The sequence below is a fragment of the Methylobacillus draconifructus genome (genome assembly GCF_045984385.1).
GTDB classification, from domain to species: Bacteria; Pseudomonadota; Gammaproteobacteria; order Burkholderiales; family Methylophilaceae; genus Methylobacillus; species Methylobacillus flagellatus_A.
Genome location: NZ_JBJQIJ010000003.1, coordinates 218025 through 238646 on the forward strand (window position 1 = coordinate 218025; position 20622 = coordinate 238646).

Sequence of the window (20622 nt, forward strand, 5' to 3'; positions counted from 1 at the left end):
TGGTGGCCTGGATGCTATACCTGGGCCAGGGCTTGTTCCAAGTCGGCAATCAGGTCGTCGATATGCTCGATACCCACCGACAGGCGCACCATGTCCACGCTCACACCGGCATTGGCCAGTTCTGCCTCGCTGAGCTGACGATGGGTGGTGGTGGCAGGGTGGCAAGCCAGGCTCTTGGCATCGCCGATATTCACCAGTCGCGTGAATAGCTGCAAGGCATCGATGAAGCGCGTACCGCCTTCGCGGCCATCCTGTACGCCAAAGGAAAGGATGCCGGATGCCTGCCCCTTGAGGTAGCGTTGCACCAGCGCATGCTCGGGGTGGTCTGGCAGCCCGGCATACTTGACCCATTTCACCTTGGGATGCTGCTTCAGGTATTGCGCTACCTTGAGCGCATTCTCGCTATGGCGCTCTATGCGCAGCGGCAGCGTTTCCAGCCCCTGCAGGAATAGGAAGGTGTTGAACGGGCTGATGGCGGCACCGGTGTTGCGCAACGGCACGACGCGGGCACGGGCGATAAAGGCGGCGGCACCCAGGGCCTCAACATAATTGACACCGTGATAGCTGGGATCTGGCGTATTGAGGCTGGTGAAGCGTTCCTTGTGTTCGCCCCAGGGGAAGCGGCCGCTATCGATAATGGCACCGCCGATGGAATTGCCATGGCCGCCGATGTACTTGGTGAGCGAGTGCACGACGATGTCCACGCCATGATCGAACGGGCGGCATAACAAGGGTGTTGCCACGGTGTTGTCGACGATGACAGGCACGCCATGCGCATGGGCGATGCTGCTGATGGCTTCCAGGTCGACGATATTGCCCAGCGGGTTGCCTATGGTCTCGGCAAATACCAGCTTGGTGCGGCTGTCGATCAGCTTGGCCAGGCTGGCCGGGTCGCGGTAGTCGAAGAAGCGCACCTCTATGCCCTGTTTGGGCAGGGTGTGGGCGAAGAGGTTATATGTGCCACCGTAAAGCGTAGAGACGGATACAATATTATCGCCTGCCTCGGCAATGGTCTGGATGGCATAGGTGATCGCAGCCATGCCAGAAGCCAGGGCCAATGCACCGATGCCGCCTTCAAGCTGGGCCAGGCGCTCTTCCAGCACTGCATTGGTGGGGTTCATGATGCGGGTGTAGATGTTGCCCTGAACCTTGAGATCGAATAGGTCAGCCCCATGCTGGGTGTTATCAAAAGCGTATGAGGAGGTTTGGTAAATCGGAACGGCAACAGCCTTGGTCGTCGGGTCTGGTTTGTATCCGGCATGAATGGCCAGAGTTTCTGCTTTCATGATGTCTCCTAGTTGATTGATTTTTATTGTGCTGGATATGATAAACGCTGGGCAGGCCAGCGTTTATATTGATTGCTTGTTTGCTTATAGCCAGGGATGTCTGGGTGGATTCACCTCGTTCAGGTAGTAATTGCCAATCGCATGGTATTTCCAACGCACAGGGTCATGTAGCGTGTGGGTGCGGGCATTACGCCAATGGCGATCAAGGTTGTATTCTTCCAGCGTGGAGCGCGTGCCAGACAACTCGAACAGCTTGTTGCTGGCCAACAAGGCAATCTCGGTGGTGAGTACCTTGGCTTCAGCCACAGCAATCGAGGCAGCCGCTACAGTTGCTTCTGTTGCCTGTGCATTCGCAAGCTGGATTTTATCGGCGGCACGATCAAGCAGGGCCTCAGCCGCATGCAGGCGTAATTTCAGATCGCCTACTTGCTGCAGTGTGTATGGGTCATCGCTGGCACGCTGGCTTTGCTTATCATCAATCCAGGGGCGGGCGTGCTGGCGTACATATTCAATGGTCGCTTCAATAGATGCCTGGGCAATGCCAGCATCCACCGCAGCCTGAATGAATTGCGAAGTAGGGCCTCCAACTGTCGGGCGTGCAAACGCCTGGTAAATCGGGACGACATGTTCCTTCGGCACTTTGACCTGATTGATGACGACAGTGCCGCTGGCCGTTGTACGTTGTCCAAAGCTGGACCAATCATTGATCACTTCCAGGCCTGGGGTGCCATGCTCTGCCAATGCCAGATGAGGCAAGCCAGCCACGTCAACGGTGACAATAGGGATCCAATGGGCAAGCAGGGCGCCTGTCGAGAAGAATTTGGTGCCATTCACCACATAGCCATTGTCCTCCGGGGTGATCAGGGTGGCAAACTCGGCGACGGTTCGGCTGCCTTTTTCTGAAAAAGCATTACCAAAGCGTGCGCCCTTGAGTACCAGATCAAAGAAAAAACGCTTTTGCTCTTCTGTCGCATCCAGCTTCAGATGCTCTACCACGACCAGATGGTTCTGTGGCAATTGCCCCAGTGATGGATCTGCGGCGGAGATGATGCGAATGACTTCACCCAGCGTGCGATAGGAAACATCTGCACCTCCATATTCTTGGGGGACGGTAATTGCCCATAAACCGCTTTGGGAGAATGTATCAAGTTCAGTGATGGGCAGTTTTCTGTGCTTGTCGCGTTCAGAAGCACCCTGGCGGAACTGATCTGCCAGGCGATGCGCGACTTCTATCGCCTCTTTATCACTGCGGATAACGTGGGCGACTGTGGTCAGGCGCGGTTGTTTAATCGTGAGTTGAGTCATGGTGATTGCTCCTCATTAAAATCGATAGCCAACATTGAGGGTGTATACGGTCGGGTTTACTTGAACATCACCCACATCGGCCCCGTTGATCTTGACCGGCGCAATGATGCGGGCATAGCGAATGTCTGCGCCTATAGTCCAATGCTCATCCAGCGCAAAATCCAGCCCTGCCTGCAATGCAGGCCCCCAGGAATCGCCGACTTTAAGCTTTGCGCCGTTATCCAGCTTCTCATCGAGAAACGTGGTGTAGTTGAGGCCAACGCCTACATAAGGACGGAGCGTTGCCTCTGGCCTGAAATGGTATTGAAGGCTCAGTATGGGTGGTAGGTGCTTGGTTTCACCAGCATGGCTACCATTGACATTGATCTGGTGTTTGAAGGCCAGCCCGCCGAGTAGTTCAATTGCCCAGTTCGGTGTAATGAAGTAAGCAATATTGAAGGTGGGGCCTGCACGATTATCGATCGACAGGTTGGCAGTGTGATCAATGATCGCCCCATTGTCAGATTTGGGTGCAATCAGGGAAACACCGGCACGTAGTTGCCAGGGAGATAAGGCGCCTGTATCAGCGCTAGCGGTGATGGGCAGTAAGCTGCCAACAAAGAGGGCCAGGGGTAAAGATTGCTTGAGCATGTATTGTCCTTTTGTAATTATCGAAATAATTGCAAAAGTGCCAGCCATTGGTAGAGGTATTGCACTTAGCAATACGTGTTTACGCATTTTGCATGCCATTTTTAATTTATTGATTTTATTGTGATTAATTATTTTTGTGCCGTTTATATTTCAGCAGATTGCTGATTTTCTGCTGAAAATAATGATGTTGTTATAAGGACGTAAAAAAACAGCACCTGGCATGGGTGCTGTTTTAATTGGTATTACCACGCAGGGTGAACTTAAATCCAGGGATGGCGAGGTGGCTTGGCTTTGTTCAAGGCGTAATTGCCTACCGCATAGTACTTCCAGCGCACCGGGTCATGCAGGGTGTGGGTGCGTGCATTGCGCCAATGGCGATCGAGATTGAACTGGCCCAGGGTGGAGCGTGTGCCAGCCAGCTCGAACAGCTTGCTGCCAGCAAGCAGGGCGGTTTCGGTGCTCAGCACCTTGGCTTCTGCCACGGCGATGGAGGCCGCGGCCACCGTGTCTTCATTCGGTTCGCGCTGGGCAATATCAAGGAACTCGCCAGCACGGCGCAACAGGGCATCGGTGGCGTGTACGCGGATCTGGAGATCGCCAATATCGCGGATGCTTAACGGGTCTTCGTAACCATGTTCCTGTTGTGTGCTGTCTATCCATGGGCGGGTGTGGTTGCGTACGAAATGGATGGTGTCGCGCAGCGCGGCGCGGGCAATGCCGGTATCCACTGCGGCCTGGATGATCTGTGCCACCGGGCCCATGCTGGTAGGGCGATCGAAAGCGAGGTGGTGCAGCAGGATGTAATCCGCAGGCACAAAAATGTTTTCCAGGATGGTGGTGCCGCTGGCCGTAGTACGCTGGCCGAAGCTGGACCAATCATCAATGATGGTCAGGCCAGGTGTGCCTTTTTTGACGAAAGCAACAATGGTGTTGTCATGCTCGTTCTTGGCAATCACCGGCACCCAATCGGCGAGCAACGCGCCGGAGGAGTAAAACTTCTTGCCCGAAAGCAGGTAGCCGCCTTCAGTTGGGGTGATGCGCGTCAGCACGTCATTGACGCTCTTGGTGCCGACCTCGGAAAAGGCATTGCCGAAGCGTACGCCCTTGAGCACCAGGTCAAAAAAGAATTTTTTCTGCCATTCGGTGCCATCCAGGCGTATGCCTTCCACCATATAGAGGTGGTTCTGTGGAATCTGGCCGATGCTGGGGTCGGCTTCGGAGACGATGGCGATAACTTCCGCCAGCGTGGTGTTGGAGACGGCAGCACCGCCGTATTCCTTGGGCACGGTGATGCCCCACAGGCCGCTTTGCGAGAACAGGTCAAGCTCGGGCTTGGGCAGGCGGCGCTCCGCATCGCGGATGGCGGCTTCCTTGGCAATCTCTGCCGCCACCTGGTGCGCCACTGCTATCGCCTCGGCATCGTTCTTGATGATGTGCGCAGGCGGTCTTGGCAATGCCTGCTCCTGGGATTCTTCTATTGCTAATGATGTCGTTGTCATGGCTAGCCTTTCAATGATGAACTCAATAGTCGGTATACGACGATGTTGCATCAGGCTTGCATATAGCGTGCCATGGAATAAAGTCATTAAAAATCAAAAGATAAGAAAATAACGTGTTGTATTCCCTCATGCGCAAGCAGCAGTTTGCTGCCTGGCTGCTGATTATCCAGCAGTCCTCGACAGAGATTAACGGTGCCTCTTCAGCAGTAGCTAGTCTGGGTTGCTGGTATAGCAGCACATTTTCAGCATTCAGTCTGCTTAGCAACAGGGTGAATTGCTTGAATATTTTAATAAGATATTGAATTAAAAGTAATTGTATCGCTGGCACACTTGCTGCTATCAACTTATTGTTATTTGCGGATCAGAAAAACACCGCATTTTGGAATAAGTGGACAGGAGCAGGCATGAGTAAAAAATTGAAACTGGTGGCCGTATCGGGAGGCTTGAGCAGCCCATCGCGCACCACCGTGCTACTAAATGCCATTGTGGCTGAGTTGCAGCGCAAGCTGCCCCTGGAGGTGCATCTCATCGAGTTGCAGAAGCTGGGGCCATTGCTAGGCGGCAGCCTGAGCCGCCTGGAGCTGCCGCAAGCTGCGATCAAGGACATCCTCAAGATAGAAGAGGCTGACCTGCTGGTCGTTGCCACCCCGGTCTACCGCGCCTCCTTTACCGGCCTGTTCAAGCACTTGTTTGATTTTGTTGGCCACGAAAGCCTGACCAACATCCCTGTGCTGCTTGCCGCTACTGGCGGCAGCGAGCGCCATGCCTTGGTGATTGATCACCAGTTGCGCCCCTTGTTCAGCTTCTTCCAAGCCTTGACCCTGCCATTGGGTGTCTATGGCAGCGAGGCGGATTTCGAGACGCTCGACCTAGGTGGTTATGCGATTGCCAGCGAAGCCCTGCATGAGCGTATTGCGCTCGCGGTAGAGCGAGCATTGCCTTATCTCGCCGTGTCATCTCAGACCATCGCTTCTGCGGCAAAGGCCAGGGCATGAGCAAGACCATACGCTTCAGCGCTTTTGAAAGAGGTGGCGTTGAGTTTTTGTCCCAGAGCCTGCCATCTCTATCACAGGTTAGCGTCACTATGGTTTTGCCTAATGCCGATCAGGAGACCTGAGATGAGTGCACGAACCCGGGCGTTTCCAGAGGCGGCAGGGTCGCTGCATGCTGAACAGCAATCGGAAGCGCTGTTGCGCGTGAATGACATCGAAGTCATTTATGACGGAGCCATCCTGGCTGTGAGCGGTGTTTCGCTGGCTGTACCGAAGGGTAGCATCATTGCCCTGCTGGGCGCCAACGGCGCGGGCAAGAGTACTACGCTGAAGGCGATTTCAGGGCTGGTGCGCGCCGACCGCGCTGACATCAGCCGCGGCAGCATTCACTTCAAGGGCCAGCTCAGCACAGATACGTCGGCCAATCTGCTGGTGCAGCAGGGCATCGTGCATGTGCTGGAAGGCCGCCATGTGTTCCCTCACCTCACGGTAGAGGAAAACCTTATCAGCGGTGGCTTTGTGCGACGACCCGGCCGGCCGGCACTGCAAGCCGGGCTGGAGCGTATTTATGCCTGGTTTCCGCGCCTGAAGGAAAAACGCAAGGTGCAGGCAGGCTACACCTCGGGTGGCGAGCAGCAGATGGTGGCCATCGGCCGTGCCCTGATGACCAAGCCTTCGCTGGTATTGCTGGACGAGCCCTCCATGGGGCTGGCACCGCTGATCGTGGAGGAAATCTTTGACATCGTCAGCCAACTCAACGCCCAGGAAAACGTCAGCTTCCTGGTGGCTGAGCAAAACATCCCTGTAGCGCTTAAACATGCCCATTACGGCTATGTGCTCGAAACCGGCAAGGTGGTGCTTGCAGGTAGTGCAGCAGCCCTGCTGCAAGACAGTGCTTTGCAAGATGCCTATCTAGGCAAGAAGCAATGAATATTTAAGTGAGTCAACGACATTAATTGAAAGGATACATCATGAGCAGCAATCGCAAGGAAGACATCAAGTTTGCCTATTGGGTGCCCAATGTGAGTGGCGGCCTGGTGGTGAGCAAGATCGAGCAGCGCACCAGTTGGGATATTGATTACAACATCAAGCTGGCGCAATTGGCAGAGCAGAATGGTTTTGAATATGCCTTGAGCCAGATTCGCTTTACCGCAGGTTATGGAGCGGAGTTCCAGCATGAGCCAGTCGCATTTTCCCATGCCTTGTTGGCAGCCACGACCAAGCTTAAGGTGATTGCTGCCATTCTTCCTGGCCCATGGAACCTGGCGGTGGCAGCCAAACAGTTGGCAACGATAGATCAACTAACCAAGGGCCGTATTGCCATCAATGTGGTTTCTGGCTGGTTCAAGGGGGAGTTTCAGGCGATTGGCGAGCCATGGCTTGAGCATGATGAGCGCTATCGCCGCTCAGAAGAGTTTATCCGCGCCCTGAAGGGAATCTGGACAACGGATAACTTCACCTTCAAGGGTGATTTCTATCGCTTCCATGATTACACGCTGAAACCCAAGCCCTACAACACCAATCCGCACCCGGAGATTTTTCAGGGGGGTAGTTCTCGTGCCGCGCGCGACATGGCATCCAGGGTATCTGACTGGTATTTCACCAATGGCAACACGGTAGAAGGCATCAAGGCCCAAGTGGATGACATCCGAGCTAAGGCTGCTGCCAATGGTCATCAGGTCAAGGTGGGGGTCAATGCCTTCATCATTGCGCGCGATACAGAAGAAGAGGCACGTGCAGTGCTGAAGGAAATTATCGATAAGGCTGACCAGGAAGCCGTCAATGCCTTTGGTGATGCTGCGAAGCAGGCAGGTAAGGCCAGCCCTGAAGGCGAAGGCAATTGGGCAAAATCAACTTTTGAAGACCTGGTGCAGTACAACGATGGGTTTAAGACCAACTTGATTGGCACGCCACAGCAAATTGCAGAACGTATTGTTGCCTTGAAAGCCGTGGGTGTTGACCTAGTGCTATCTGCCTTCCTGCATTTCCATGAGGAAGTCGCTTATTTCGGTGAAAAAGTCTTGCCGCTGGTGCGTGAACTGGAACAAAAACAGGTTGCATTGGCTGCTTGAAGCAAGGAAATGCATATGGCAAGCAATACCTTACCGCACTGGCTGATTCAGCATGCGCACACGCAGCCACATCGTGTGGCATTGCGTTACAAGCAATTGGGCATCTGGCATGAACAACACTGGAAATCGCTGCATGAAGAGGTGGCGCAATTAGTCGCAGTGCTAGGCCAGATCGGATTTGAGCGTGGCAACACGCTGGTATTGCTGACGCATCCACGGCGAGAGGCATTGCTGCTGTCGATCGCGGCGCAATGGCTGGGCGGGATTGCCGCGCCGCTGGACCCTTCGCTCGAAGACGACACGCTGGCCTTGCTGCTTAAGCATCTCTCCCCTGCGTTCGTATTCGCCGAAGGGCAGCAACAAGTTGAGCAGGCACTGGCCAACAGCGGACACCGCGTCGAGGTGATCTATGCGGAGGCGCGCGGCTTGGACGCTCATCCGCAGGCTGCGCTGCGGCAATACCATACCTTGCTGTCGGGATGCGCCGCCGTTTCAAGAGTCCCCGTGGCGGAGGCGGAACAGTCCGCGTTCGCGCTGTACCGCGTGAACGGGGAGCGCCAGGTGCAGGTGGAGCGATTCCGCCACGACGAATTGCTGGAAGAGGGGCGGCAACTGGTGTTTGCCGAACGGCTCGGCCGCCACGAAGAAGCGTTCGCAGCGCGCGTTTTCGCTACCAGCGGCCATTTGCGCTATTTGCTGTCGCCATGGCTGACGGCAGGCTTCACGCTCAATTTCCCCGAAAACATCCTGACGCGGGACGCCGACAGGCGCGAGCTGGGGCCGACGCTGGTGGTCGGCACCCGCGACACCTACCAAAGGCTGGAATCCATGGTCAGGGCCAGGCTGCCGCTGCCTGACAGCCTGCTGGGCAGGTTCGTCACCTATGCCTTGCGGCCCGACGGCTCCATCTTGCAGCGTTTCCTCGGCTATTGGCTGGTGAAGCGCCCCTTGCGCGACGTCATCGGTTTCTCGCGCATCCGCGTGCCGCTGCTGATCGGCCCCGCCTTGGCGCAGGAGTCGCTGCAGTTCTTCAAGAGCCTGGACATCCATATCCACACCTGGGACAAGGTTGCGAACTGGCGTACCTTGCCGACCACCACGACGCGACAAGTGCCGTCGCCCGAGTCCGGGGCCGACGGCATCAAGAGGGCATCGTGATGGCATTAGCTCCATTGCTCGAGTTGCAGGGTATTTCGCTTTCGTTCAAGGGCGTCAAGGCGATCACCGACATCAGCTTTGCCGTGGCCCGGGGCGAAATCTGCGCATTGATCGGCCCCAACGGCGCGGGCAAGAGCTCATTGCTCAACGTCATCAATGGCGTGTACCAGGCGGACGAAGGCCTGATCGGCTTCAACGGCGCAAGCTACCGCAGGATGCGTTCGCACCAGGCGGCGCTGCAGGGCATTGCGCGCACGTTCCAGAACATTGCCCTGTTCAAGGGCATGAGTGTGCTCGACAACGTCCTGACCGGCCGCAACCTCAAGGTCAAAAGCAGCTGGGTGGAGCAAGTGCTCGGCATCGGCCGGGCATCCGCCGATGAGGCCGCGCAACGCAGGAGGGCGGAGGAAGTCATTGATTTCCTGCATATCAACCAGTGGCGCAACAGCATCGTCGGCACTTTGCCTTATGGATTGCAGAAAAGGGTGGAGCTGGCGCGGGCGCTGGCAGCGGAGCCCAGCCTGCTGTTGCTCGACGAGCCCATGGCGGGCATGAACAGCGAGGAAAAGGCCGAGATGAGCCGCTTCATCCTCGATACCCAGCGCGAGTTCGGCACCACCATCGTACTCATCGAGCATGACATCGGCGTGGTGATGAACCTGTCGGACCACGTCGTCGTGCTCGATTACGGGCGCAAGGTGGGGGACGGCACGCCGGACGAAGTACGCAACAACCCGAAAGTGATCGCCGCATATCTTGGCATAAAGCATTAAGAATGAATAATAAGGAAATGAAATAATGGAATTTTTCCTTGAGGTCCTGGCAGGGGGGGTGCTGGCAGGGCTAATGTATTCCCTGGTAGCGATCGGCTTCGTGCTCATCTACAAGGCATCGGGCGTATTCAATTTTGCCCAAGGCGCCATGGTGCTGTTCGCCGCGCTGACCTTCGTCAGCCTGCTGGAGCGCGGCGTGCCGTTCTGGGCATGCTTTGCCGCAACCTTGCTCATCATGATCCTGCTGGCCTGGGGCATTGAGCGCGCCGTGTTGCGCCCATTGGTGAACCGGCCGCCGATCACGCTGTTCATGGCGACGCTGGGCCTGAGCTACATCATCGAAGGGCTGGCGCAGTTCCTCTGGGGTGCACAGGTGCATGGCCTGGAGCTGGGCATCAGCGACGAACCGCTCGAGGTCGGCGGGCTGCTGCTGTCGCAGTTCGACCTGTTCGCCGCGGCGACGGCCGGCGTATTGGTGCTGGTGTTGTCCCTGCTGTTCAACAAGACCAGGATAGGCATTTCGCTGCGCGCAGTGGCCGATGACCAGGTGGCGGCGCTTTCGGTGGGCGTCAGGCTGCAGCGCATCTGGATGATCGTCTGGGCGGTGGCGGGGTTCGTCGGCCTGGTGGCCGGATTGCTCTGGGGCGCGCGCCTGGGCGTGCAGTTCTCCCTGTCGCTGGTGGTGCTCAAGGCATTGCCGGTGCTGATCATCGGCGGCTTCACTTCGATCGGCGGGGCGATTATCGGCGGCCTCATCATCGGCGCGTCGGAAAAGCTCGCCGAGGTGTACCTGGGGCCGGTGATCGGCGGCGGTATAGAAAACTGGTTCCCCTATGTGCTGGCGTTGCTGTTCTTGCTGGTCAGGCCGTCGGGGATTTTTGGCGAGCGCGAGATTGCGCGGGTTTAAGAATCGATTCTAAGGGCAGCTGACAAAACCCAGCGAAGCGATCCGGCTAGGCGCTCTGCCGCAGACAGTACAAGTCGTACGGCAAGGCAGAGCAACAACGCTAGGAGGGTTTTGTCAGGCGTTCCAAGTAAGGTAGTTTCGGAGAAGATCATGATATACAGGGAATCGGGGCAGTTCGTCACCTCTTACCAGGCGGACAACCGTATCTTCCGGCTATGGCAGCAGCGCTGGGCTTTCTATGCCTTGCTCGGCTTCGCCTTTGCCGTCGTGCCGTTGATCGGCAACGATTACTGGTTCAGCGCCATCCTGATCCCTTTCCTGGTGCTGTCACTGGCCGGGCTGGGCCTCAACCTGCTCACCGGCTATGCCGGGCAGATATCCCTGGGATCGGCTGCCTTCATGGCCGTAGGGGCATTCGCGGCCTATAACTTCCAGCTGCGCATCGAGGGCCTGCCGCTGTTGCTGGGTTTTTTCTTCGGCGGCTTGGCCGCGGCGGCAGTGGGCATTGTCTTCGGGCTGCCCAGCCTGCGCATCAAGGGCTTCTACCTGCTGGTGTCCACCCTGGCGGCGCAATTCGTCGTCACCTGGGCGTTGACCCAGTTCGGCTGGTTCTCCAACTACAACTCCTCGGGCGTGATCACCACGCCGCCCTTGCTGATCGGCGGCCATGACTTCAGTTCCCCGTCCGGGCGCTACCTGCTGACCCTGGCCGTCGTCACCGTGCTCGCATTCTTTGCCCGCAGGGTGGTGCGCAGCGAGTTGGGGCGGCACTGGATGGCGGTGCGCGACATGGATACCGCGGCTGCCGTGATCGGGATTTCCATTCCCAGGGCCAAACTGCTGGCATTTGCCATCAGCTCATTCGTGCTCGGCATCGCCGGGGCGCTCTGGGCGTTCACCTATCTCGGCACGGTGGAGCCGCACGGCTTCGATCTCAGCCGCTCGTTCCAGATATTGTTCATCCTCATTATCGGCGGTATGGGCAGCATATTGGGCAGTTTCCTCGGCGCGGCCTTCATCGTGCTCCTGCCCATCCTGCTTTCCAACCTCTCGGCGAGTTTCCTGGCGGGCGTGGTTGATCCGGGACAACTGGAAAACCTGCAGAAGATCATCTTCGGCGTATTCATCATCTTTTTCCTGATCAAGGAGCCCGCCGGCCTAGCGCGCATGTGGCAGACGTTCCGCGAGCGCATCCGCATCTGGCCGCTGCGGTTGTAGAGGCCAGGTTCTCCGGCCTTAACTGAATCCCATCTGAGCGATTTTAGTTTCCCGCGTTTCGCACGGGTAGGGTTTTCTACGTCCAGATTAACTATAAATTACTTTATAAAAATATTTTAGTTGATTGAATATTAATGATTTATAAATTGTTATTTTTTTATACCTAAATAAAGGAGCTTGATATGTTCTATCTCATGAAACAAACCTCGGCCATGAGGAAGCCGGCCGCCCTGGCTGCGATGGCAGCGCTTGGCCTGGGTCTGCTCAGCGCGGCGGCGCAGGCGGCCAACGAGCAGTATTTCCCCTTGCAGAGCTACCGCGTCGGGCCTTATGCTGCGGGCGGCACCGGCTTCTTCGGCGGCTTCATCGACTACCTGCAATATGTGAACCTCAAGGAGGGCGGTGTCAGCGGCGTGAAGTTCACCTGGAGCGAGTGCGAAACCGAATATGTGGTGGAAAAGGGCGTGGAGTGCTACGAGCGCCTGAAGAAAGGCCTCAACGGCGCGCCTGCCGCGGCGACCAATCCATTATCCGTGGGTATCGCCTATGCGACGCTGGAACGCTCCACGGCCGACAAACTGCCGCTGATCACCATCAATCACGGCCGCACCGATTCCACCGACGGCAGCGTGTTCCCTTATGTGTTCCCGCTGCAACTCAACCCCTACAGCGAAGTGTCGGCCATCATCAACTACATCGGCGACAAATCCGGCGGTCTGGACAAGCTCAAGGGTAAGAAGATCGTGACCCTGTTCCACGGCTCGCCCTACGGCAAGGAGACCAACCCCATCCTCGAACTGCTCGCGAAGAAATACGGCTTCGAGCTGACCTTGCTTGAAGTGCCGCACCCAGGCAACGAACAGCAATCGCAATGGCTCAACATCCGCCGCATCAAGCCAGATTGGGTGATTCTACGCGGCTGGGGCGTAATGAACCCGGTAGCGCTCAAGACCGCGCAGAAAACCGGATTCCCGGCCGACCACATCATCGGCAACATCTGGAGCAACTCCGAAGAGGATGCCGCACCGGCTGGCGCAGCCGCCAAGGGCTTCATCTCCATCACCACCCATCCGTCCGGCACTAACTTCCCTGTGCTGCAGGATATCGACAAAGCCGTGATCAAGGCGGGCAAAGGCAACCTGCAAGACTCCAAGCGCTTCGGCACCGTGTACTACAACCTGGGCGTAGTGAACGGCATCCTCAATGTCGAAGCGGTGCGCGTCGCGCAGGCCAAGTTCGGCAAGCGCCCATTGACCGGCGAAGAAGTGCGCTGGGGCTTCGAGAACATCAGGCTGGATGATGCGCGCCTCAACCAGCTTGGCGCATACGGCCTGGTGCAGCCCCTGAAGCTGTCTTGCGCCGACCATGAAGGCGGCGGCGCAGTGCGTTTCCAGCAATGGGACGGCAAGCAATGGAAAGTGATTTCGGATTGGGTACAGGCTGATCGCAAACTGCTGCGGCCAATTATTGAGGAATCGTCGCATAAGTATGCCAAAGAGAAAGGTATCACGCCTCGCGATTGCTCAAAGGAATCTTGACTTTAAAATGACAGAGTTCTCCCGTTGCTTGAGGGAGAACTCTGTTATCTGTAGATCAAAACAGTATCGTCGTTTTCCTTTTATAAATGCCATCGCGCATGTCATCCGCAAAATTTTAGTCGCTCTAAATCATGATGTCTTGATTGATGATATTGAGATCATGGGCAACTGCGTTGACTTAGCTCTACCTCATCTAATACGATGCGGCTATCTAACATATAGTTAAGTTTTATGGGAGAGTTTTATGGCAGATGAAAAGAAGAAACGGCTGAAGCGCGAGTACAAGAAGTACCACCCTAATCAAGACTTTCTTGACTTCACCTTTTCCTATAACGACAAAGAGACAGCGGAACTGCACGCGAAGCTAAACGGCTCAACGTCAATATCTGAAGAGGACCTCCGGCGAGTATCACTTTGGAAATCAGATCGTGTGCTTTCTGTTTCTGAAAAAACATTGGAAAAACTCAATGAGCTGTCAGCAAAGAGCGATGTAAAGCTGAAAGATGAACTGGTCAAAGAAGTCATTGAAAGTCTTGTTATATCGCAAGGGATTGGGTTTCCGATGGCCAGTGCAATCCTTAAATTCATTAGGCCAACTTTATTTCCGATCATAGATGTGCGGGCATATCGAGCGCTAACGGGAAAGAAACCGTATTACACCACGTACAGCTATGAGAAATACATTGACTATGCAGAGAAGGTTTCTGAAATATCTAGGAAGTTAAATCGCCCGCTAAGCGAAATCGACGAACAGCTGTATTGCTACGACCAAAAATATAACGGTGAAATATGAAACCTAATTCTGCGCTCAATCGCATGCTACGTGCCGAGCAGCATCCGTTAGCCGTCGGAGGAAGTTGAGTGCCAGTTTCATTTGCCAAGATCACAAAAGGTGGCGAGTATTCCCGCAACACTCTTAATATGCGAGGCTGTGCGAGCTATCACGCCATAGCTCGTGGTGTTATGACTTCGCGATCATTCTCTTTGTAACAGAGGCAAAGTAGGTTCTTGAGGAGTACGCAGGTTGCTTAGAGGTCAACGTACTTCACTGGGAGGGCTCCAGTGACCAATTTAGTGAGGGCGTATGGTCAATGCATTTAGTTTTGGCGACGAGATTCATCTTTATCTATCGGACACACTACCACACTGACTTCACCGACATGGGGCAGGTGACTCTCGCTGACCATACGGCGCAAACCATGCGACCAAGCCAATTTACTCTAAAACTTACTGGCTAATGACTGCTAACAATGCATTCAAGTGATGCCGTTTCGCGGCGTGGCTTAATTCAGGTGTTATAGAGGACATGGATGGAAACCATAAGTAGTTTCCATCCATTATTTTTTTGTTTCTAGAAAAAGTGCGCGATATGGAAGCGCACGGCAATGCCGTTGAAATCAGGCTGGCCCTGGTTGCGGGTTTCCCTGTAATAGTAGGTGTCGATACGTACATTGCTGCCGTTGATGAGGTAGCTGAAGCCCAGGTCGTAGCGTTTGCGTTCTAGCCCGGCCAAGGCCACGGCGTTGGTGTCGTCGTTTTCGAAGCGTTCATAGACGAACTTGGGCTGGATTTTCCCGATGCCGATTTCCTGGGGGAACATATAGCTGCCCGTGAAGAAGAAGCCCTTGCCCTTGGCAATCTCGGGGTCCAGGGTATTGTCGTTGTCATAACGGTAGTACGAACCTTCAGCGCCGATCACGGCGCCGCCGGAAATGGCTTTTTCCAGGCGGCCGTCGATGTTCCAGTAGCGGTAATCTCCAGGGTTGGCCTGCGTGCCCGCGCCATCTTTCTGATAGCGGTAGGAAGCGCCAATCGCGAGTATGTCCTTGGCGCCGTCGTACATGGCGATATTGTAGAAGCCAGGCTCAGGGTCCCAGAAGTTGTAGGAAAGCCTGCCAGCAAACGATAAATTATCCGATTGGTTGGAGGTGTTGGAGCCGCTGCGACCTTCGAAGGCGCCGACATGGTACTTGAGCTTCTGGTTCAGCAGCACGCCCCAGACGGAGGCGCCGTTGTCGCGGCCTGCAAACTTGCTTGGCGCCTGCTCCGAGAATGGGTAATCGAACGTGGGAGGATAGTAGGGCGCAGATGCGGAAGCGCGGCTGGCCGGCGGCAGGAAACGGCCGACAAAGATATTGAAGTGCTCGTTCAGTTCCAGCCCGATGCGTCCGTCCAGCAGCTTGATATCGTCATTGGCGTCCTTTTCGGTATTGAGTTCGAAGGAAACGTATTTATGCAGCTTGCCGTTGGTATAGAGACGTGCGCTTTCGATATCGAAGTCGTTCGACCTGTCCTTGCCGTTGGGGGCGGCGTCCTGCTCGGAGCGGTAGCTGGCGCGGGCCGCGACGCCGATATTGATGAACTGGTCGTCGTTGCGGGCAAAAGTCGGGTCTGCATAGGCCGGCGTGGAGAGCACGCCCAGGCTGAGCAGTGCGGGCAATACCTTCGGTCGGTATTGAAAACTGGCTGTTGTCATGTTGTATACACCCTGAAAGATGAATGGAAGATTCGGCAGGGGCGGCAACTGCGGTTGCAAGCCTGACCTGCGCTACAGGGTGTATAGGCATTTAGTGTGCCTGGGTTTAATTATGTTTTATTTCAACAAATTAAAATATAAACTTAAAGTGATATATTGCTGATGAAAAAGCAGGATGAGGAATGCATGCTGGCCTGCCAGCAGGCGTCTATCGCAGAAATGCCAGCCATGTTTTGTTGGCAGGGGCGGTTTCTCAGGAAGGATGCCATTCGCCGCCCAGCACCTTGAACAGGTTGATGCTGTTCGTCAGGGCCAATTGCTTGAGCTGGACTAGCTGTTGCTCCGAGTCGAACAGGCTGCGTTGCGCATCGAGCAATTCCAGGTAATTGGCAATTCCCTTGTCGTAACGGCGTATCGCCAGGCGCAAGCGTTCGCGGTCTGCATTGGCCACCCGCGTTTGCGAGGCGATCTGCGCCTCGATCTGCTCACGGCTTAGCAGCACATCCGAGACTTCGCTGAATGCGGTCTGGATCGCTTTTTCGTATTCCACGATGGTGATTTCCTTGCGCACGCGGGCAAGGTCAAGGTTGGATTGGTTGCGGCCATAGTTAAATATGGGCAGGGTCAGTTGCGGAGTGAAGGCCCAGGCCTTGTCGCTGCTGCCGGAGAATAGGTTGGTCAGGTGTTCATTGACTAGGCCGATATTGGTGGTGAGCTGGATGCGCGGGAAGAAAGCCGCCCTGGCCGCACCGATGTTGGCATTGGCCGCCTTCAGCTTGTGTTCCGCCGCGCGGATGTCGGGACGCCTTTCCAACAGGCTGGAAGGCAGGCCTGCCGGCAAGGGGCTGAACTCCTGCTGGTCCAGCGACCCGTGCGCCGCCGCAAGGGCGAGTCCCGGCTGTCCGGCCAACAATTGCAGCGAGTTCACTGCCTGGGCATATTCGCGCTGCAAGGCGGCAATGCTGGCCTGGGCGGTTTCCAGCTGCATTTCCGCGGTCTTGAGGTCCAGAGCGTTGTCCAGGCCTGCCTGCTGGCGGCGCAGGATGCGCGAGTACGCCAGGTTGCGCGCGTTCTCGGTCTCCTTCGCCAGGGCCAGGCGCTCGGCCAGGGCGCGGACATTGATATAGGACGCGGCAACCTCGGCGATCAGGCTGGTGCGCGCGGTCTGCTGGGCTTCCTGCGTGGCGAAGTAGTCTTCCAGCGCGGCGGCGGCCAGGCTCTTGACCCTGCCGAAAAAGTCCAGCTCGAAGCCGCTGATGCCGACTCCCACGCGATACATATCGACATCGAAAGACTGGCCGCGGGCAAAGATCATCTTGCTGCGCTCGTAGCTCGCGGTGGCGTCGATGGAGGGCAGGCGGTCTGCGCGCTGGATGCCGTACTGGGCCCGGGCTTCCTCGATGCGCAGTGCGGTGATGCGCAAGTCGCGGTTGTTGGCCAGCGCAATATTGATCAAGCGCTGCAGCTCGGGGTCGGTGAAATATTCCTGCCAGCTTGCGGGCTGTGATGCGGCCTCGCTCCCGGCTGCGGGATATTGCGCCGGGATCGGGGCTTCCGGCCTGCTGTATGGCGGATTGAGCGAGCAGGCGCCCAATAGCAGGCTGATGGCGACGGTGGCGGGTTTCAACGGAGTGTTCATGCAGGCTCCTGCACATGATGCTGCGAGCGCTTGATGTAGCGGCCGATCACGGCAAAAAACAAGGGGACGAGGAATATGGCGAGCAGGGTGGCGGTGATGATGCCGCCCAGCACGCTGGTGCCGATCGCAGACTGCGCGCCTGAGGCTGCGCCCGTTGCAATCGCCAGCGGCAACACCCCTACGCCGAAGGCCAGCGACGTCATCACGATAGGGCGCAAACGCAGGCGGGCAGCCTCCAGCGTCGCCTCGAGCAGGCCCATGCCGTCGGCATAGAGGTCCTTGGCGACTTCCACGATCAGGATCGCATTCTTGGCGGAAAGGCCGATGGTCGCGATCAGGCCGACCTTGAAGTAGATATCGTTGGGCATTTCGCGCAAGGTCACGCCCAGCAGCGCGCCGAGCACGCCCAATGGCACCACCAGGATTACGGCCAATGGGATCAGCCAGCTTTCATACAATGCCGCCAATGCAAGGAAGACGATCAGCACCGACAGGCCGAACAGCAAGGGCGCCTGTGCTCCCGAGCTTCGTTCCTCCAGCGATTGGCCGGACCAGTCGTAGCCGATGGTGCGGGGCAGGCTGCGCGCGATGTTTTCAATCGCCTGCATGGCGTCGCCGCTGCTGTAGCCGGGGGCGGCGCTGCCGTTGATGGTGAAGGATGGGTAGCCGTTGTAGCGCGTGAGCTGCGGCGGGCCGGATATCCATTCCAGATTCACGAGCGAGGACAAGGGCACCAGGTTGCCGTTGCTGCTGCGCACCCTGAGCTTGCGGATGTCCTCGAGCTCCAGCCTGTCCTTGCCGTCGGCCTGCATGACGACACGGCGCACCTGGTTGCCGTGCATGAAGTCGCCGATATAGTCGGAGCCGAACATGGAGGCGAGCGTGACGTTGATTTCATCCATGCTCACGCCCAGCGTCTCGGCCTTGCGCCGGTCTATATCCAGGCTCACCAGGGCTGCCTCGGGCAGGCCGGCGAACATGAGGTTGGTCAGCACCGGGCTCTGCATGCCTTGGGCCATCAGCTGGTCCTTGGCCGCCAGGAATGCCTGGTAGCCTGCCGAACCGCGGTCTTGCAGCCGCAGGTCAAAGCCATTGGAGGAGCCCAGCTCGGGCAGGGGCGGAGTGTTGATCGCGAAGACCATGGTGTTCTTCATGCCCATGAACTGCATGTTGACGCGGTCTACGATCGCCTTGACGTGATGCTCGGCATACTTGCGCTCTTTCCAGTCCTTGAGGGTGGCGAAGATCATGCCGCTGTTGGAGCCGGTGCCGTAGAAGCTGAAGCCGCCGACTTCGTAGACGTATTTCACCGGCTCGTTCTCGTTCAAGTAATGTGCGATTTGCGCCAATGTGCCCATGGTTTCATGCATGGTGGCGCCTGCAGGCAGCAATACCGTGATCATGAAATCGCCCTGGTCCTCGTCGGGCAGGAACGCCGTCGGCAGGCGCACGAACATGAAGGCCACGACCGCGATGATGGTTCCGTACACGAGCAACCAGCGCAGCGGGCGCTTGATGATGCCGGCGACGCGTTTCTGATAACGGCCGGTGAGGGCGGCGAAGGCCCGGTTGAACCAGCCGAAGAAGCCGCGTTTTTCATGGTGATTCTGCGCAATCGGTTTCAGCAACGTAGCGCACAGGGCCGGGGTCAGCGAGAGCGCCAAAAATGCCGAGAATGCGATGGATACCGCCAGCGACATCGAGAACTGGCGGTAGATGTTGCCTACCGCGCCGCTGAAGAACGCCATAGGAACGAATACGGAAACCAGTACTACCGTAATGCCGATAATCGCGCCGCTGATCTGGCGCATGGCCTTGATCGTGGCATGGAAGGGGGAAAGGCCTTCCTCCGCCATGATGCGTTCGACGTTTTCCACCACCACAATGGCGTCGTCCACCACGATGCCGATCGCCAGCACCATGCCGAACATGGTCAGTACGTTGATGGAAAAGCCCGCCGCATACATCACGGCAAAGGTGCCCAGCAGCGCGATCGGCACCACGATGGTGGGGATCAAGGTGGCGCGCAGGTTCTGCATGAACAGGAACATGACCAGGAACACCAGCACGATGGCCTCGAACAAGGTGCTGACCACTTTCTCGATCGAGATTTCGACGAAGGCCGAGGTGTCGTAGGGAATCTGGTATTTCACGCCTGCCGGCAGGTAGCGCACCAGTTCGTCCATGGTGGCGCGGATGCGCTTGACCGTGGCGACGGCATTGGAGCCGGGCGCCATCTTGACGGCCATGCCGGCTGCATTTTTGCCATTGACCCGGGAGACGAAGGAGTAGTCGCTGCCGCCATATTCGACCCGCGCGACATCCTTGAGCAGGATGGCCGAGCCGTCGGCCTTGGTGCGCAGCGGGATGCGCTCGAAGTCTTCCGGCGTCGTTAGGGCGCTGTCGGAAATGACATTAGCGCTGATGGGCGCATGGTCGGGTACCGCCCGGTTCCCCAGGTCGCCCACCGTGACGCGGGCATTGTGGCTGCGGATCGCGGAAGAGACATCGGAAGCCGTGAGGTTCATCGCCGTCAATTTGGCAGGGTCGGGCCAGATGCGCATCGCATATTCCGGGCTCCACAACTGCACCTTGCCGACGCCTTCCACCCGGCGCAGGGCCTGCAGCACATTGGCCGAGGCAAGCTCGCCCAGCTCGATCTCGGTCAGGCGGTTGCCTTCGGAAGTGAGGGAAACGATCAGTTGGATGCTGTCGGCGGATTTCTCGATGAAAATGCCGTTGCGGCGCACCACTTCCGGCAGGCGTGCCTCCACCGTCTTCAGGCGGTTCTGCACTTCCACCGCCGCCAGGTCCGCGTTGGTGCCCTGGCGGAAAGTCAGGCTGAGGGAGGCGGTGCCCGGGCTGCTGGTTGCTGAAATGTACATCAGGCCGGGGGCGCCATTCATCTCGCGTTCGATGATGGCGGTGACCGATTCCTCGATGACTTTCGCCGAAGCGCCGGGATAGCTGGCGGCAATATTCACCACGGGCGGTGCAATGTCGGGGTATTGCGCGATAGGCAATCCGCGGATGGCCAGCAGGCCAGCCAGGATGATCAGCAGGGAAATCACCCAGGCGAAGACCGGGCGTTCAATAAAAAATCGAGCCATGAACTCTCAATCCATCAGT

Annotated in this window: 16 protein-coding genes; 9 read left to right on the plus strand and 7 right to left on the minus strand. The window is 57.0% G+C overall.

From position 1 onward, the window contains the following. Positions 1-14 precede the first annotated feature (14 nt). From ACKF11_RS07375 to ACKF11_RS07390, 4 genes are all read right to left on the minus strand, one after another. On the minus strand, positions 15-1286 hold the full coding sequence (locus ACKF11_RS07375; RefSeq protein ID WP_407996543.1) for an O-acetylhomoserine aminocarboxypropyltransferase/cysteine synthase family protein: 1272 nt from the start codon (positions 1284-1286) through the stop codon (positions 15-17). A gap of 84 nt (positions 1287-1370) precedes the next feature. Next, entirely contained in the window at positions 1371-2591 is a 1221-nt protein-coding gene (locus ACKF11_RS07380) for an SfnB family sulfur acquisition oxidoreductase (protein ID WP_407996544.1), read from the minus strand. Between the two features lie 15 nt (positions 2592-2606). Further along, positions 2607-3308 carry an OmpW/AlkL family protein gene (locus ACKF11_RS07385; protein ID WP_407996545.1) on the minus strand — a complete coding sequence of 234 codons (702 nt, stop codon included), beginning with the start codon at positions 3306-3308 and terminating at the stop codon, positions 2607-2609. 173 nt (positions 3309-3481) lie between these two features. Then, the gene (locus ACKF11_RS07390) at positions 3482-4720 is read right to left on the minus strand and encodes an SfnB family sulfur acquisition oxidoreductase (protein WP_407996546.1); all 1239 of its coding nucleotides are present in this window, start codon (positions 4718-4720) and stop codon (positions 3482-3484) included. Positions 4721-5124: 404 nt separating this feature from the next. Between ACKF11_RS07390 and msuE the strand changes: the two genes are divergently transcribed. The 9 genes from msuE (at position 5125) to ACKF11_RS07435 (ending at position 14171) form a co-directional block, all read left to right on the plus strand. Next, on the plus strand, positions 5125-5715 hold the full coding sequence (gene msuE / locus ACKF11_RS07395) for an FMN reductase (RefSeq protein ID WP_407996547.1): 591 nt from the start codon (positions 5125-5127) through the stop codon (positions 5713-5715). Positions 5716-5838: 123 nt separating this feature from the next. Then, entirely contained in the window at positions 5839-6642 is an 804-nt protein-coding gene (locus ACKF11_RS07400; protein ID WP_230347143.1) for an ABC transporter ATP-binding protein, read from the plus strand. Positions 6643-6683: 41 nt separating this feature from the next. Next, entirely contained in the window at positions 6684-7784 is a 1101-nt protein-coding gene (gene sfnG / locus ACKF11_RS07405; protein WP_407996548.1) for a dimethylsulfone monooxygenase SfnG, read from the plus strand. Between the two features lie 15 nt (positions 7785-7799). Beyond that, positions 7800-8942, plus strand: coding sequence for an AMP-binding protein (locus ACKF11_RS07410; RefSeq protein ID WP_407996549.1), 1143 nt, complete (start codon positions 7800-7802; stop codon positions 8940-8942). Continuing rightward, positions 8942-9715: an ABC transporter ATP-binding protein gene (locus tag ACKF11_RS07415; RefSeq protein ID WP_407996550.1), complete on the plus strand. Its 774-nt coding sequence runs from the start codon at positions 8942-8944 to the stop codon at positions 9713-9715. Before ACKF11_RS07410 ends, ACKF11_RS07415 begins: the two co-directional genes overlap by 1 nt. Positions 9716-9740: 25 nt before the next feature. Continuing rightward, positions 9741-10622, plus strand: coding sequence for a branched-chain amino acid ABC transporter permease (locus ACKF11_RS07420; protein WP_407996551.1), 882 nt, complete (start codon positions 9741-9743; stop codon positions 10620-10622). Between the two features lie 150 nt (positions 10623-10772). Further along, complete coding sequence (locus ACKF11_RS07425; protein ID WP_407996552.1) at positions 10773-11840, plus strand: branched-chain amino acid ABC transporter permease; 1068 nt, start codon at positions 10773-10775, stop codon at positions 11838-11840. 239 nt (positions 11841-12079) lie between these two features. After that, positions 12080-13378 carry an ABC transporter substrate-binding protein gene (locus tag ACKF11_RS07430; RefSeq protein WP_407996793.1) on the plus strand — a complete coding sequence of 433 codons (1299 nt, stop codon included), beginning with the start codon at positions 12080-12082 and terminating at the stop codon, positions 13376-13378. A gap of 244 nt (positions 13379-13622) precedes the next feature. After that, the gene (locus ACKF11_RS07435) at positions 13623-14171 is read left to right on the plus strand and encodes a hypothetical protein (protein WP_407996553.1); all 549 of its coding nucleotides are present in this window, start codon (positions 13623-13625) and stop codon (positions 14169-14171) included. 558 nt (positions 14172-14729) lie between these two features. Here the strand turns inward: ACKF11_RS07435 and ACKF11_RS07440 are convergent. From ACKF11_RS07440 to ACKF11_RS07450, 3 genes are all read right to left on the minus strand, one after another. Beyond that, entirely contained in the window at positions 14730-15854 is a 1125-nt protein-coding gene (locus tag ACKF11_RS07440; protein WP_407996554.1) for a porin, read from the minus strand. Between the two features lie 253 nt (positions 15855-16107). Continuing rightward, positions 16108-17493 (minus strand): efflux transporter outer membrane subunit, encoded by a 1386-nt coding sequence (locus ACKF11_RS07445; protein WP_407996555.1) that lies wholly within the window; start codon positions 17491-17493, stop codon positions 16108-16110. After that, positions 17490-20603 carry a multidrug efflux RND transporter permease subunit gene (locus ACKF11_RS07450; protein WP_407996556.1) on the minus strand — a complete coding sequence of 1038 codons (3114 nt, stop codon included), beginning with the start codon at positions 20601-20603 and terminating at the stop codon, positions 17490-17492. The genes ACKF11_RS07445 and ACKF11_RS07450 overlap by 4 nt, the downstream gene beginning before the upstream one ends. Between the last annotated feature and the right edge of the window lie 19 nt (positions 20604-20622).

Excerpts from the sequence above, each read along its gene's own strand:
- ACKF11_RS07375 (WP_407996543.1), bottom strand. The coding sequence starts at position 1,286 with ATGAAAGCAGAAACTCTGGCCATTCATGCCGGATACAAACCAGACCCG.
- ACKF11_RS07380 (WP_407996544.1), bottom strand. The coding sequence starts at position 2,591 with ATGACTCAACTCACGATTAAACAACCGCGCCTGACCACAGTCGCCCAC.
- ACKF11_RS07385 (WP_407996545.1), bottom strand. The coding sequence starts at position 3,308 with ATGCGTAAACACGTATTGCTAAGTGCAATACCTCTACCAATGGCTGGC.
- ACKF11_RS07390 (WP_407996546.1), bottom strand. The coding sequence starts at position 4,720 with ATGACAACGACATCATTAGCAATAGAAGAATCCCAGGAGCAGGCATTG.
- msuE (WP_407996547.1), top strand. The coding sequence starts at position 5,125 with ATGAGTAAAAAATTGAAACTGGTGGCCGTATCGGGAGGCTTGAGCAGC.
- ACKF11_RS07400 (WP_230347143.1), top strand. The coding sequence starts at position 5,839 with ATGAGTGCACGAACCCGGGCGTTTCCAGAGGCGGCAGGGTCGCTGCAT.
- sfnG (WP_407996548.1), top strand. The coding sequence starts at position 6,684 with ATGAGCAGCAATCGCAAGGAAGACATCAAGTTTGCCTATTGGGTGCCC.
- ACKF11_RS07410 (WP_407996549.1), top strand. The coding sequence starts at position 7,800 with ATGGCAAGCAATACCTTACCGCACTGGCTGATTCAGCATGCGCACACG.
- ACKF11_RS07415 (WP_407996550.1), top strand. The coding sequence starts at position 8,942 with ATGGCATTAGCTCCATTGCTCGAGTTGCAGGGTATTTCGCTTTCGTTC.
- ACKF11_RS07420 (WP_407996551.1), top strand. The coding sequence starts at position 9,741 with ATGGAATTTTTCCTTGAGGTCCTGGCAGGGGGGGTGCTGGCAGGGCTA.
- ACKF11_RS07425 (WP_407996552.1), top strand. The coding sequence starts at position 10,773 with ATGATATACAGGGAATCGGGGCAGTTCGTCACCTCTTACCAGGCGGAC.
- ACKF11_RS07430 (WP_407996793.1), top strand. The coding sequence starts at position 12,080 with ATGGCAGCGCTTGGCCTGGGTCTGCTCAGCGCGGCGGCGCAGGCGGCC.
- ACKF11_RS07435 (WP_407996553.1), top strand. The coding sequence starts at position 13,623 with ATGGCAGATGAAAAGAAGAAACGGCTGAAGCGCGAGTACAAGAAGTAC.
- ACKF11_RS07440 (WP_407996554.1), bottom strand. The coding sequence starts at position 15,854 with ATGACAACAGCCAGTTTTCAATACCGACCGAAGGTATTGCCCGCACTG.
- ACKF11_RS07445 (WP_407996555.1), bottom strand. The coding sequence starts at position 17,493 with ATGAACACTCCGTTGAAACCCGCCACCGTCGCCATCAGCCTGCTATTG.
- ACKF11_RS07450 (WP_407996556.1), bottom strand. The coding sequence starts at position 20,603 with ATGGCTCGATTTTTTATTGAACGCCCGGTCTTCGCCTGGGTGATTTCC.